A 13,978-nucleotide genomic window follows, 5' to 3' on the forward strand; every position below is an offset into this window, starting at 1 on the left:
GAGAACGCGTGTACGAAGGTCCGGTTCAGGATCTGATCGACGAACTCGGGAAGCTTCCCGGAGTCGGGCCGAAGAGCGCTCAACGCATCGCTTTTCACCTGCTCTCCGTGGAGCCTCCCGAGATCGACCGTTTGAAAAATGCATTGCAGCGCATCCGTGACGGCGTTCAGTTCTGCACGGTGTGCGGAACTGTCTCCGATCAGGAGAAGTGCCGCATCTGCGCCGACGCACGTCGCGATCGCACGGTGATCTGCGTCGTGGAGGAACCGAAGGACGTCCAGGCCGTCGAGCGCACCCGGGAGTTCAAGGGTCGCTATCACGTGCTCGGCGGTGCGCTCAATCCGCTCTCGGGTATCGGGCCGGACCAGTTGCGCATCCGGGAGTTGTTGGCTCGCATCGCAAATCAGGAGGACGGCGTCGACGTGTCCGAGGTCATCATTGCCACCGACCCCAATACCGAGGGTGAGGCGACAGCCACCTACCTCGTCCGAATGATGCGAGACATACCGGGGCTGACGGTGTCTCGGTTGGCTTCGGGCCTTCCGATGGGCGGCGACCTCGAGTTCGCCGACGAGTTGACGCTGGGGCGGGCATTGTCCGGCCGTCGTGAATTGTCGCGGAACGCTTGATGAGCGGCACGGAGCAAGGTCAGCAAGTGCGTCGTACGTCCGAGCAGACGCGCGCGCAGATCATCGCTTCGGCCGGGAAAGCATTCGCGACTCGGCCGTACCGCGAAATCACGCTCAAAGACATCGCCGAAGACGCGGGCGTCAGTGCACCGCTGATCATCAAGTATTTCGGTTCCAAAGAGCAGTTGTACGACGAGTTGGTCGACTTCCGTGCAGCGGCGATCACGGTGTTCGACGCACCGCACGACTCGCTCGGCGAGCGCATGGTCTCGCTGTTCACCAAGCCGCTGGAGTCGTACAAGCCGCTGTCTATGAGCTTGTTGTTCATGAGCGGTGTCAGTGAAGAAAGCAACCGCAAACTGCGCGAGAACTATTCGACGCAGATGATCGACACCCTCGCCGCTCGTCTGTCCGGTCCCGATGCCAGATTGCGCGCGGAACTGGCGATGTCGATGGTGGTCGGAGTGGCGATCATGCGCCGACGGATGATGGCCGGGCATGCCACCGGCACCCAGGACGAGGTGGTTGCGCTGTACGCACCACTCGTGCAAAAGCTCCTCGACGGGTGAGCGGCGTCACAATTCTTGCTTGGTAAATATCCGTTCACCTAATGTAGGTGAACGGATATTTACCTAGTGAGAACAGGCGGTGTGGGGTGACGACGCTCGACCGTCCGCCGGGTACTCCGACAGTCCCCGCCCCTGACGCGAGTCTTGCGCAGCCGCGCTCCCGCTTCCTCTTTCCCATCGTTGTCGCGGCCGCCGTGTTCCAAGCAGTCCTGCAAACCGTCATCGTTCCGCTGCTGCCGGAGCTGCCCCACTTCACGGGCGCCGGACGCACAGCAGTGTCCTGGCTGGTGACCGTCACGCTGCTGGTCGGCGCCGTCGTCACCCCCATCTTCGGCCGGCTCGCCGACATGTTCGGCAAGAAGAAGATGCTTCTCGTCGCCTTCTCGATGATGACTCTCGGCTCGATGTTGTGTGCGCTGTCCTCGGACATCGCGGTCCTTATCTTCGCGAGAGCGCTGCAAGGTGCCGGGTCGGCCGTCATCCCCATCGGAATCTCCATGCTGCGTGACGAATTGCGGCGCAACAAGGTCAACGGCGCAGTGGCCATGATGAGTTCGACGCTCGGCGTCGGAACGGCTTTGGGGATACCGTTTTCCGCGATGATCGCGCAGTACTCGAACTGGCACGTCCTGTTCTGGGTAACCACGGCTATCGGACTGTCGGTGACTCTTGCTGCGGTGCTGTTCATTCGGGAGTCGGAGCCGAATCCGTCGGGGAGATTCGACGGCGTCGGCGCGGTCGGTCTGAGCGCCGCGATGATCGCTCTGCTTGTGCCGATCACGCAGGGATCGAGTTGGGGGTGGACCAGCGGCGCGGTGATCTCGATGCTGGCCGCGTCGGCGGTGCTGTTCACGCTTTGGGTAATTCAGCAGCGGCGCAACGTCAATCCGCTGGTCGACGTCCGTGCTCTCGTCAAGCGTGCGGTGTTGATCCCGCATCTGGCGGCTCTGCTGGTCGGGTTCGCATTCTTCGGGAACACGCTGATCACCACGCAACTGCTGCAGGGGATGAAGGGGCCGGGCGCCGGGTACGGCCTGTCGATCATCGCGGCGGCGCTCTGCCAGATTCCGGCCAGTATCGCGATGGTGCTGTTCTCTCCGGTTGCGGTGCGGATTACCGATCGCTTCGGTTCACGGACCGCGATGTTGACCGGTGCCGTATTCCTCGCTGGGGGCTACGGGATTCACGCCGTCGCGGGTAAGCCGCTGTGGGGAGTGGTTGCGGCGCTCGGCATTACAGCAGTCGGGACAGCGATCGTGTACAGCACACTCTCACTGCTGATCCTGGTTGCCGTGCCACGTCAGCGACTGGCGGCAGCCAACGGGGTGAACTCGCTCCTACGGACGTCCGGAAGCACCATCTGCAGTGCGACGGTGGCGACCATTCTCGCCGCGTTCGTGATCAGCGGTTCGGAACATTCCACGTCGTGGACCGGATTCTCCGTCGCCTATCTGGTGTGCGCGGGTTGCGCGGTGGTCGTGTTCGCGGTGTCGATCCTGTTGCCGCAGGGACGAACCCCGAAACATCTGGATCTGCCGGATCTCGTCAGGCGACCCTGAATCCCGAGAGGAAGAGTGTGATCATCAGATCCGCGAACTCGTCGGTGGTGTATTTCTGGCGGTCCGGCCAATGCGTTGTCGACCACAGGGTGTCTCGTACCGATCGATAGAAAATCTCCGGGGCCACGTCTTGGCGGAAGATTCCCTGATCGACGCCTTCGGCAATCGCTTTCATCCAATGCTCGCGGACTTGGCGAGAAGGCCCGTCGACGGATTGCAGGAGATCGTTGTCGCGTAGATACGCCCGATCGTTCTGATAGATCGCAGTCGGGTGCGGGTGCAGTTCGATGACGATCAGCGTCTCGCGGATCAGGCCGCGCAGGACGTCCTCGGGGCCGGTTGCCGTTTTCTCGACCTGATCGAAGCGGAGTTGAATATCGGTGATGAAGCCGTGCATGAGCTCGGCAACTATCGCGTTCTTCGACTTGAAGTAGTGGTAAAGGCTGCCCGAGAACACGCCGGCGGCATCGCCGATTTCGCGAACGGTCGTGGTCGCGACGCCCTTCCTGGCAAACAGCTCGGCTGAGCTCTCCAGGATCTTCTCCCGACGATCTGGTGATGCCACTGAAATCTCCACTGGTTGTCGGTCCTGCTCAGGGCAGGGTTTCGGGGGTGCCGGGCTGCTGGCGTCGAACGTAGCGCAATCCTGCCTGATGGCTCCGGCTCGAACCAATTCGTCGGTGAGATCGCGTGTTTCCACGTCCGGATTCCTATGCTAGCTTCAGAATCAAGCGCTTGCTCAACTTTCGTTCACGGAGGATTTCAGTGCAGAGTCTGCAGACGCAATTTCCGAATTTCATCGGCACAGAGGCCGAACCAGCCCGGGTCGCTCGCTACGCGGTCAACGAGGCGATGATCCGCAACTGGGTCGAGGCGCACGACGACCGCAACCCGATCTACGTCGACGCAGAAGCTGCCCGCAGCGTGGGTCGTCGAGATGTCGTCTGCCCACCCGCCATGATCTCGACCTGGGTGATGGCGGGCTACCGACGCTATCGCCAGGTCCAACAGCTTCGTGCCGACGGAGTCTTCGAGGACTTCGCCTATTCACGACTGCTCGCGTTGTTGGACGAGGCCGGATACACCTCGGTCGTCGCGACCAACGTCGAGCAGGAGTATCTCGCGGAGCTGAGTCCCGGAGACCACGTCACCGCGCATTTCACCATCGAAGCGATCTCGCCGTTCAAACAGACGGCTCTCGGTCACGGGTGCTTCATCACCCTGTTCAAGAAGTACGTCGACCAGGGCGGAAAGACGCTGGTCGAAGAGCGTTTTCGATTGCTCAGGTTCAAACCAGATGCCCAGCCCGATACCCAGCTCGAAGTCCAGGAGGTAATCGCATGAGCGAGACTGGCTCCCGCAACACCGCTGTTCCGAGACTCACCGTCACCGACGACAACGATTTCTTCTTCTCCGCGGCCAAAGAGGGTCGCCTCGAGATCCAACGGTGTGCGGATTGCAAGACACTGCGCCACCCACCCGCGCCCGCATGCCCGGAATGCCGCTCGTTCAGTTGGGACACAGTCGAATCCACGCGGCGATGCACGTTGCACAGCTTCACGGTCATCCATCACCCGAAGGATCCTGCTTTCGAGTACCCACTCGCCGTCGGGCTCGTCGATCTCGAAGAAGGCACGCGTCTGGTTGCCGACATCGCGGGGATCGATCACGAGGAACTCGAATTCGGCATGGAACTCGAAGTGACCTTCTCCGAGCACGCTCACGGCGAGATGCTGCCGCAACTGAGGCGACGGGGTTCGGCGGAATGACGAAACTGATTGACTGCGAGGTGGGTTCGGTCCTCCCCAGCCTCGAATTGCCGTTGGATCGAACGCTGATCGTCGCCACCGCGATCTCCTCACAGGATTTCGAGGACGTGCATCACGATCCGGGCAAGGCGCAGGATCGCGGAACTCCCGACATCTTCATGAGCATCAACACCACCAACGGGCTCATCGACCGCTACATCACCGACTGGTCCGGCCCCGCATCACGAATCGTCAAAACATCACTACGGCTTGGTGTTCCGAACTTCCCCGGAGACACCATGACATTCACCGGCAAGGTCACCGCCACAGACGGCCGGGCGCTCACCGTGACGGTTATCGGGAAAAACGCCCGCGGAACACACGTGAGTGCCGACGTGACTCTCGAACCGGTGGAAAGGGTAATCGCATGACACGAGGATTTTCGAGGCAAGCAGCCATCGCCGGAATCGGCGCCACCGAGTTCTCCAAGAACTCCGGCCGCAGCGAATGGCAGTTGGCGTGCGAATCCGTGATCGCCGCACTCGACGACGCGCACATCGAGGCAGAAGAGGTGAACGGATTTGCGCTGTTCACCATGGAGAACAATCCCGAGATTGCGGTCGCACGCGCCCTCGGGATCCCGGAACTGACGTTCTTCAGCCGTATTCCACACGGCGGCGGCGGTGCCTGTGCACCGGTTCAACAAGCAGCGCTTGCCGTCTCCAGCGGAGTTGCCGACGTTGTGGTCGTCTACCGCGCCTTCAACGAAAGATCCGGCCACCGATTCGGCGCCGGGCCACCACCTTTTGCGTACAACGCGTCGACGGACCAGGAATACCGGAATTGGATCAACCCGTACGGGCTTCTGACGCCGGCGCAGCAGGAAGCCTTCCTGGCCAAGCTGTACATGCACAAGTACGGGGCAACCAGTGCCGACTTCGGCCAGATCTCGGTTCTTTCGCGCAAGCATGCGGCGAACAACCCCAAGGCCTGGTTCTACGAACGCCCGATCACCATCGAGGATCATCAGAACTCGCGCATGATCGCCGACCCCATCCGCCTGCTCGACTGCTGCCAGGAAAGTGACGGCGGACAGGCGCTGGTCATCGTCAGCGCGGAGCGCGCCCGCGATCTCCCTCATAAACCTGCGATCATCAGCGGTGCCGCGCAAGGTGTAGGTCCGCAACAGATTTCGATGAGCAGCTACTACCGAGACGACATCGACAGTATGCCGGAAGTCGAACTGGTCGCGCGCCAACTGTGGGACCAGACCGGTATCGGGCCAGAGGACATCGATGCCGCAATTCTCTACGACGCCTTCACTCCGATGGTTCTGCTTCAACTCGAGGAGTACGGATTCTGCGGACGGGGCGAGGCAAAGGACTTCATCGCCGACGGCAATCTCGAGCTGGACGGCCGCCTACCGATCAACACTCACGGAGGTCAACTCGGTGAGGGATACATCCACGGCGTCAACGGCATTGCCGAAGGCGTTCGTCTGATCCGCGGCACCTCCACCAACCAACCCACCAAAACTTTGGACAACGTGCTCGTGACCGGCGGTTCCCCCGTCCCGCACAGTGCACTCGTCCTCTCGGCAGATCGCTGAATCTGCCGCACACATTCGAGAAAGCAGGAACCATATGAGTGAGCGGATCACCTACGCCAGGGCCACCCACGGCGAGGAAGAAATACAGGCTGTTGTCGACGTCTTGCGCAGCGGGCATCAAGGACTGCGCATCGGCAAGAACGTCTTCGAGATGGAAGAGCGTATCGCGGCCTTGGCAGGCAAGAAGTTCGGCGTCATGTGCAACTCGGGATCCTCGGGTCTGTACTTGGCTGTCGAGTTGCTCGGACTTCCAGCCGGCAGCGAGGTCATCACATCGCCGTTGACGTTCTCCACCGACATCGCGCCGATCGTGCGTGCCGGTCTGGTGCCGGTGTTCGTGGACGTGGAACCCAATACGTTCAACGTCGACGTCACCAAGATCGAGGCCATGGTCACCGAGAAAACCGGCGCCATCCTGATGCCGAACCTGGCCGGCAACTGCCCGGACTGGGATGCCATCCGCGACATTGCAGATCGTCACGGACTCAAGGTGATCGAAGATTCGTGTGACGCGATCGGCGCCACGCTCCGCGGTACTCCGACCGGCTCTCGGGCGGACATTGCCGTCACCAGTTTCTCGATGGCACACATCATCACGTGCGCGGGAACCGGTGGAATGGTGTGCGTCGACGACGAAGCCAGCCGTGACAAGGCTCTGCTGCTCCGCCGCTGGGGTCGTCGTAGCGAGCCGAACCTGTTCGGCAGCACCAAGTCCGGCCGAGTCTTCCGTGAAGAACTCGACGGCGTCGACTACGACAACGATTTCATCTTCGAGCTCATGTCGTGGAACTTCGAGCCTTCCGAACTCGGCGCAGCCTACGGCGTCGTGCAACTCGACAAGCTGGAGGAGAACTACAAGACGCGCAAGGCCACGTTTGCGGCCTTCACGGCGGCGTATGGGGCTCATCCCGAATTCTTCACGACGCCGGTAGAACTCGACGGTCTTGATACAGCGTGGCTGTGCTACCCCGTGATGATCAACGAGAATGCACCCTTCACACGCAGCGACCTGCAGGAAGCCATCGAGGCCGACGGCATCGACACACGAACTGTGTGGAGCGGCAACGTCACTCGTCACCCGATGATGCACAACATCGAATTCCGTCAGCCGGCCGAAGGATTGCCGGAAGCCGACGCGGTTTTTGCCCGCGGAATGACGCTCGGCATGAGCCATGGCCTGCGCGAAGACGAAGTTGCTCGGATTGCGGAGAGCATCAATCGCTTCGCCTCGAAGTTCAAATAGCATGACGAGGCGTTTCGAGGGCCGCCGAGCGCTTGTCACCGGTTCCAGCCGCGGAATCGGCGCTGGCGTCGCAGAAAGGCTGGCAGCGGAAGGCGCTGACGTCGCTCTCGTGGCCCGGACGCTCGGTGCGCACGCAACCCTGCCTGGCAGTCTCGAGGAGACGGCCGCTCGAATTGCGAAGTACGGAAACAAGGTCGAGATCATTGTTGCGGATCTGACGGACGAGCAGCAGCGCGACACGGTTGTGCCGGCGGCAATCGAGAAGCTCGGTGGGACGATCGACATCCTGGTGAACAACGCGGCAGCAGCGATCTATCAACCGCTGTCGGACTACCCACTGCGTCGGCGACGTCTGATGTTCGAGGCAAATGTCCACGCACCGCTCGATCTGATGCAAGCCGTGGTGCCGGGGATGGTGGCAAACGGATACGGCTGGATCGTGAACGTGTCCAGCGGCACCGTCAAACCGTGGCAGGGCCCGCCGTTCACGTGGGTCGAACCGGGAACCGCGATGACCGTGTACGGCGCGTCCAAAGCAGCGCTCAACAGGATCAGCAACGGCATGGGCGTGGAACTCTACGGCCAGGGGGTGCGTGTCAACACGGTTCAACCGCGGGCGGCGGTGCTCAGCGAGGGCGCCAGAGTCCTGGTCGGTGAGACTATCCGGCCGGATCAGGTCGAATCTATGGAAGAAATGGTGGAAGCGGTCACAGCGCTGTGTGGTTGCGACACCGAGTTCACCGCTCGCTCGTGCGTGAGCTTCGACCTGATCGACGACTGGGCTCTGACCGTGCGTGGTCTGGACGGAACGGCACTACGAACCGAGGAGTTGGCATGAAGCCCGTCATCGTGGACGCAGCACGAACGCCGTTCGGCAAGCGTGAGGGATGGCTGTCCGGAGTCCACGCGGCCGAACTGTTGGGTTACGCGCAGAAAGGCGTGCTGGATCGGGTCGGCTTGGATCCTCGCGCAGTCGACCAGGTCATCGGTGGATGCGTGACGCCTCTCGGCGAGCAGTTCGGCAATATCGTGCGTACGTCCTGGATGCATGCGGGCCTTCCGTTGAAAGCGGGCTGCACCACGATCGACGCGCAGTGCGGAACCGCGCAGCAGTCGGTGCAGTTGATCGCCGGGCAAATTGCCATCGGTGCAGTCGACGTGGGAGTTGCCTGCGGTGTGGAACTGATGTCGCGGGCACCACTCACCTACAAGGTGGGTACCGGCCTCGGAACACCACGTCCGGAGTCGTGGTCACTCGATACCGTCGATCAGTACACCGCGGCCGACCGGATTGCGGTCAAGCGTGGTTTCAGCCGCGAGGACCTCGACTCCTTTGGGTTGCGCTCGCAGCAGCGAGCCGCAGCAGCATGGGAGGCAGGACGATTCGACTCGCACATCATCGATGTGCTGGCTCCGGGCTCTGACGTTCCGGTTCATCGGGATCAGGGTCTACGCGAATCGAGTCTGGAAGGACTCGCGAAACTGCGGACCGTTCAGGAGGGTGGACTGCACACCGCTGGAACGTCTTCGCAGGTCTCGGACGGTGCGAGTGCCGCTCTGCTGATGTCCGAGGATCGAGCGAAGGCCCTCGGAGTGCGACCGCGGGCAAAGATACTGGCGCAGTGCGTCATCGGTGGTGACACCGAGTTCATGCTCGACGGCCCCGTCGACGCGGCAAACATCGTGCTCGGCCGCACCGGCCTGACGATCGACGATATCGATCTGTTCGAGGTCAACGAGGCATTTGCTTCGGTACCGATGTCGTTTGCGCAGGTTCACGGCGTCGATCCCGAATTGCTGAACGTCAATGGTGGCGCAATCGCACTGGGCCATCCGGCCGGTGCAACCGGAATCAGGCTGTTGGCCAATGTCATCGACGAACTGGAACGCCGAGACAAGTCCACCGCACTGATCGCGATCTGTGCGTCAGCCGCAACTACCTGTCTGATTCTCGAACGCATCTGACAAGAACCGAAGATTGAGGAACCTGCCATGGCACTGCCCCTGCTCGAAGATCACCGTGACCTGGCGGAAGCGGTATCCGCATTCGCGAACCGCTTCGGTGGCATCGCCGACACGCGCAGCAACGTCAAGCGCTATGCCGCCGGTGATCGGCTGGACTCCTGGGATGGATTGGTCCGTCAGGGCCTGCACGCAGTGCACCTGCCCGAGCAGTACGGCGGTGACGGGGCAGGACTTGCCGAACTGGCTGTGGTAGTCGAGCAATTGGGCGATGCGCTCTATCCGGGACCGTACGTTCCGACGGTCATCGCCAGTGGGATCCTTGCAACAGCCGCCGGCTCGGCAGCGGAGACAATGCTGACCGAATTGGCCACCGGTGCAACCGGAGCAGTCTGCACCGGCGTGGGATTGCGCGCGGCTCGCAGCGATGCCGGGTGGACGGTGAGCGGTTCTGCCGATCCCGCCCTGGGTTTGCCGGGAGCCGATGTCGTTCTCGTGCAGGCAAACAGCGAAGACGGTGAGTTGTGGTTCCGGCTCGAGCAGTCGTCTTCCGCTGCGGTGGAGGTCGAAGACGGAGTTGATCTGACACGGTCGATCGGAACACTGACGTTGACCGATCACCAGGTCGATGACGGGCTGATCGTCGACGGTCTCCAGACGCACCGAGTCGAACTGATCGTCAACACGGTGTTGGCTGCGGAGGCAAGCGGTATCGCCGGGTGGGCGCTACGCACCGCGGTCGACTATGTGAAGTCCCGTCAGCAGTTCGGTCGTCCGGTCGGGAGCTTCCAGGCAGTCCAGCACAAGGCAGCCATGATGCTGGTTCGCTCCGAGATTGCCTGTGCCGCAGCGTGGGATGCGGCTCGATCCGAGGAACACGACGAGGATCAGCAGAAACTTGTCTCGGCTCAAGCCGCGTTGGCTGCACTGCCCGTCGGCATCGAGAATGCCCTCGAATGTGTGACGTTGCTCGGCGGAATCGGATTCACCTGGGAGCACGACGCGCATCTGTACTGGCGCCGGGCGATCAGTATCGCGGCGGTGGCAGGATCCGAGGCGAAGTGGGCGCACGCATTGGGCGGCCGGTCTGCCGATTCGGTCCGCGACTTCTCCTTTGTCGACCCGGACATGCTGCCGGAGTTGCGAGAGCAGGTTCGAAGGGTTCTGTACGAAGTTGCGCTGCTGCCGGACGACGGAACCACCAGCGCGAGTTGGGCGCCGGCCAAAGGTAGCGCTCGACGCGCACGATTTGCCGACGCCAAACTGGTTGCCCCGCACTATCGGGCGCCGTACGGGTTGGGGGCCGGACCGAGGGAACAGGCCGTCATCGCACACGAATTCGCGATGCGAGGTTGGGCTCAACCGTCCACGGTGATCGGAGAATGGGTACTGCCCACGATCCTCGAACACGGCAACGCCGAGCAACAGGGCAGGTTTGTCGAGCCTTCGCTGCGAGCCGACATCATCTGGTGCCAGCTCTTCAGTGAGCCGGGGGCGGGATCAGACCTGGCCGGTCTGAGTACCAAAGCCCGCAAGGTCGACGGTGGCTGGGTTCTCTCGGGTCAGAAAGTGTGGAACTCGGGTGCGCACGAGGCGGATTGGGGAGTCTGCCTGGCGCGTTCCGACGCGGACGCTCCGAAACATCGTGGGCTGTCGTACTTCCTGGTCGACATGACTTCGAAGGGCATCGACGTACGTCCACTCAAGCAAGCCACCGGTAAGTCGGAGTTCAACGAGGTATTTCTCGACGACGTATTCGTGCCGGACGACTGCCTGGTCGCGGAACCGGGTCAGGGCTGGAAGTTGGCTGCGACAACACTGTCCAACGAGCGTCTGAGCATGGGCAGCACACTTCACCACGGTTCGAGCGATCAATTCCGTCAGGTGATTGCCGATGCGAGCCACGACTGCCCCCGCGAGGATGCGGCGGAAGGCCTCGGCCGCAGTATCTCTCGTGAACTGGCGCTGTCCGCGATGAATCTGCGCGGAGTGTCAGCGCGACTGGCAGGTCAGGAACCGGGCGCCGAGATCAGCGTCTCGAAGGTGTACAACGCCCTGGCACAACGCGAGGGCTCGCGGGACCTGCTGCGTCTGCTCGGACCGCGCGCCGCCGTTGTCGATTCGGCAGCGAACTACGCAATAGACCACATCGGACTGCCCTCGATTCTGTTCGGCGGCGGAACCGTCGAGATTCAACTCAACGTCATCGCGCAGCGCGTACTCGGCCTGCCGCGTTCGTAGATCTTAGGAGCTTCACCATGTATTTGGATTTGTCGGAGGAGTCGAAGACTCTGCGCAAGGAATTGCGCGCGTACTTCGCGGAGATCATCAACGAGGAAGATCGGCGTGCTCTCGTGGATCAGACCGAAGGCGGCCCCGTCTTCGATCGCATTCTGCGCCGGATGGGTAAGGACGGTTGGCTGGGCTTGGGGTGGCCGGAGGAATTCGGCGGCCGGGGTGAGAACCCCGAAGCTCTGTATGTGTTCTACGACGAGGTGATCCGGGCGAATGCACCGCTGTCGCTGGTGACGCTGAACACCGTCGGACCCGCTCTGATCAAGCACGGGACGCAAGCTCAGAAGGACTTCTTCCTGCGTCCGATCCTGGCGGGCGAGTTGATCTTTGCCATCGGCTACACCGAACCCAATGCGGGCACGGATCTCGCAGCACTCGAAACACGGGCCCGCATCGAGGGCGACGAGCTGGTCATCAACGGCAACAAGATCTTCACCAGTGCCGGTGTGTTTGCCGACTGGGTCTGGCTTGCCGTTCGTACTGATCCTGACGCGCCGACGCATCAGGGCATTTCCGTGGTCCTGGTGCCGACCAGCTCGCCGGGTTTCTCGGTAACCGAAATTCACACCGTGGGTGGAATCAGCACTTCGGCAACCTATTACGAAGATGTTCGGGTACCGATCACCAATGTCGTCGGTGAGCTCAATCAAGGGTGGAAGCTCATCACCAACCAGCTCAACCACGAACGTGTGGCCCTGGCCGCACGCGGCGGCATCGCCAACGAGCTCTTTGCCGAGGTGGTCGAATGGGCAAAGACCGAACCCGCCGGTGACGGCCACGTCTACGACATCGGTTGGGTACGTGAGAAATTGGCAGAGGTCTACGCGCTGCTCAGCGCCGCCGACCTGATGAATCTGCGACTGGTGGCGGACGTCGCTGCCAACACATTGGGCGGTGGCGATTCGGCTGCGGCCAAGATCTTCGGCACCGAAGCCGTCGTCAGTGCTTACGGCATGCTGCAGGAAGTGCTGGGCGCCAAGGGATTGCTGCGCCCCGGCTCGCCAGGAGCGGTGCTCGAAGGCCGGGTCGAGAACCTGGGCCGACGCGCACAGAACAACACCTTCGGTGGCGGTACCAACGAAGTGATGCGTGAAATCGTCGCAGCCAAGTGCCTGGGCATGGCGCTTGCTGCGCGTCGACGGCCCGCTGTACAGAACGAAAAGAGCTGACATGGAATTCGAATTCGACGACAACCTGTCCGCCGTACGGGATCTGAGTGACTCGATCTTTGCGGCGAAGTCCGGTGTGGACCGCCTCCGGGAAGTGGAGGGCGCCGGCGGTTTCGACGCCGAACTGTGGAAGCTCCTCGCCGACTCCGACGTGCTGGGAATCGCTCTGCCGGAAGAGGTCGGGGGAGCGGGCCTCGGAATGCTGGGTCTGGCAGCGGTGCTTGAACAACAGGGTCGCCGGGTCGCCCAGGTCCCGCTCTGGTCGGTGGTGTCCACGGCGGCGCTGCCGATCGCGGAGTTCGGCAGCTCGGAGCAGAAAGCGTCGTGGCTTCCGGGACTGCTCGACGGCTCGGTGATCGTCACCGGCGCATTCGACACCGGCTACAACGCCGAGACGGCAGTTCGCGCCGAGCCGGCGCCTGACGGTTGGGTTCTGTCCGGACGCGTCGACTCCGTACCGGCCGCCGAGTTCGCCGCCGCACTGGTTGTTCCGGTGACGATGCCGGACGGCAGTGTCACCGTCATGATCGTGCCGACGGACCGGGACGCGCTGGTGCGTACACCGCTTGCGGTGACGAACCGCGAGAGCAACAGCGCTGTGCAGTTCGACGGGGTTGCCGTCAGTGCAGCCGACGCACTTCCCGCAGACGGCACGGTAGTTCGAGACTGGACGTTGCGGCGTGCACGGGTGGCGCTGGCGGCCCTGGCCACCGGCGTCTGCGAGGAAGCGCTGGCGATGACGGCGAAATACACCTCGGAGCGAGTGCAGTTCGGCCGTCCGCTCTCGACCAATCAGGCAGTGGCAGTCCGGGCCGCCGACGCGTACCTCGACACCGAGAGCACAAGATTGACCACCCACCGCGCTGCCTGGTTGATGGACAGCGGAGTTGAGAGTGAAGCGGAAGCGGCTGCGCTGGTCGCCAAATGGTGGGCCTCGCGCGGCGGTTTGCGCGTCGTGCACGCGACCCAGCACCTGCACGGCGGGATGGGCGCGGATGTCGACTACCCGATTCACCGCTACTTCCTGTGGGGACGCCAGATCGCCTTCACCTTGGGGAGCGCGGGGGCGATAGGCGCCGAACTCGCCGATCAGCTGGAAATCCGCGCTCAGATCGGGGCGTCGGCGTGAATATCTGAGGCAGCAGGTTCCAGTCACAAGCAGCGCGTCGGCAACCATCGCGCTACTCTGCCCTTC

At 62.4% G+C, this 13,978-nt stretch carries 14 protein-coding genes; 13 read left to right on the top strand and 1 reads right to left on the bottom strand.

What is annotated here, in order from left to right; genetic code table 11:
- Positions 1 to 8 precede the first annotated feature (8 nt).
- The 3 genes from recR to ACFWEM_RS21815 all read left to right on the top strand — a co-directional run bounded on the left by recR (position 9) and on the right by ACFWEM_RS21815 (position 2,757).
- On the top strand, positions 9 to 629 hold the full coding sequence (gene recR / locus ACFWEM_RS21805) for a recombination mediator RecR (protein WP_003943917.1): 621 nt from the start codon (positions 9 to 11) through the stop codon (positions 627 to 629).
- Positions 629 to 1,198: a TetR/AcrR family transcriptional regulator gene (locus ACFWEM_RS21810; protein WP_378536944.1), complete on the top strand. Its 570-nt coding sequence runs from the start codon at positions 629 to 631 to the stop codon at positions 1,196 to 1,198. The genes recR and ACFWEM_RS21810 overlap by 1 nt, the downstream gene beginning before the upstream one ends.
- Before the next feature lie 86 nt (positions 1,199 to 1,284).
- On the top strand, positions 1,285 to 2,757 hold the full coding sequence (locus tag ACFWEM_RS21815) for an MFS transporter (protein ID WP_378536947.1): 1,473 nt from the start codon (positions 1,285 to 1,287) through the stop codon (positions 2,755 to 2,757).
- Here the strand turns inward: ACFWEM_RS21815 and ACFWEM_RS21820 are convergent.
- Positions 2,744 to 3,457 (bottom strand): TetR/AcrR family transcriptional regulator, encoded by a 714-nt coding sequence (locus tag ACFWEM_RS21820; RefSeq protein ID WP_378536950.1) that lies wholly within the window; start codon positions 3,455 to 3,457, stop codon positions 2,744 to 2,746. The two genes, ACFWEM_RS21815 and ACFWEM_RS21820, sit on opposite strands and share 14 nt — an antisense overlap.
- Positions 3,458 to 3,522: 65 nt before the next feature.
- Between ACFWEM_RS21820 and ACFWEM_RS21825 the strand changes: the two genes are divergently transcribed.
- Genes ACFWEM_RS21825 through ACFWEM_RS21870 form a run of 10 tightly spaced genes read left to right on the top strand, consistent with a single transcriptional unit; the run spans position 3,523 to position 13,912 of the window.
- On the top strand, positions 3,523 to 4,101 hold the full coding sequence (locus ACFWEM_RS21825) for a MaoC family dehydratase N-terminal domain-containing protein (RefSeq protein WP_378536953.1): 579 nt from the start codon (positions 3,523 to 3,525) through the stop codon (positions 4,099 to 4,101).
- Positions 4,098 to 4,526 carry a Zn-ribbon domain-containing OB-fold protein gene (locus tag ACFWEM_RS21830; RefSeq protein WP_378445672.1) on the top strand — a complete coding sequence of 143 codons (429 nt, stop codon included), beginning with the start codon at positions 4,098 to 4,100 and terminating at the stop codon, positions 4,524 to 4,526. The genes ACFWEM_RS21825 and ACFWEM_RS21830 overlap by 4 nt, the downstream gene beginning before the upstream one ends.
- Entirely contained in the window at positions 4,523 to 4,936 is a 414-nt protein-coding gene (locus ACFWEM_RS21835) for an acyl dehydratase (RefSeq protein ID WP_378536956.1), read from the top strand. The genes ACFWEM_RS21830 and ACFWEM_RS21835 overlap by 4 nt, the downstream gene beginning before the upstream one ends.
- A complete protein-coding gene (locus ACFWEM_RS21840; protein WP_378536959.1) occupies positions 4,933 to 6,114 on the top strand; it encodes a lipid-transfer protein in 1,182 nt (393 codons plus the stop codon). The genes ACFWEM_RS21835 and ACFWEM_RS21840 overlap by 4 nt, the downstream gene beginning before the upstream one ends.
- A 34-nt stretch (positions 6,115 to 6,148) precedes the next feature.
- Positions 6,149 to 7,357, top strand: coding sequence for a DegT/DnrJ/EryC1/StrS family aminotransferase (locus ACFWEM_RS21845; protein WP_378536962.1), 1,209 nt, complete (start codon positions 6,149 to 6,151; stop codon positions 7,355 to 7,357).
- Between the two features lies 1 nt (position 7,358).
- Positions 7,359 to 8,195, top strand: coding sequence for an SDR family NAD(P)-dependent oxidoreductase (locus tag ACFWEM_RS21850; RefSeq protein WP_378536965.1), 837 nt, complete (start codon positions 7,359 to 7,361; stop codon positions 8,193 to 8,195).
- Positions 8,192 to 9,322 carry a steroid 3-ketoacyl-CoA thiolase gene (locus tag ACFWEM_RS21855; protein WP_378536969.1) on the top strand — a complete coding sequence of 377 codons (1,131 nt, stop codon included), beginning with the start codon at positions 8,192 to 8,194 and terminating at the stop codon, positions 9,320 to 9,322. Before ACFWEM_RS21850 ends, ACFWEM_RS21855 begins: the two co-directional genes overlap by 4 nt.
- 27 nt (positions 9,323 to 9,349) lie before the next feature.
- Entirely contained in the window at positions 9,350 to 11,560 is a 2,211-nt protein-coding gene (locus tag ACFWEM_RS21860; protein ID WP_378536973.1) for an acyl-CoA dehydrogenase, read from the top strand.
- Positions 11,561 to 11,577: 17 nt separating this feature from the next.
- Positions 11,578 to 12,783 (top strand): acyl-CoA dehydrogenase family protein, encoded by a 1,206-nt coding sequence (locus ACFWEM_RS21865; RefSeq protein ID WP_378536976.1) that lies wholly within the window; start codon positions 11,578 to 11,580, stop codon positions 12,781 to 12,783.
- Between the two features lies 1 nt (position 12,784).
- A complete protein-coding gene (locus ACFWEM_RS21870; RefSeq protein WP_378536980.1) occupies positions 12,785 to 13,912 on the top strand; it encodes an acyl-CoA dehydrogenase family protein in 1,128 nt (375 codons plus the stop codon).
- Positions 13,913 to 13,978: the final 66 nt, after the last annotated feature.

The sequence above is a fragment of the Rhodococcus sp. NPDC060176 genome, from assembly GCF_042728675.1.
GTDB lineage: Bacteria > Actinomycetota > Actinomycetes > Mycobacteriales > Mycobacteriaceae > Rhodococcus_F.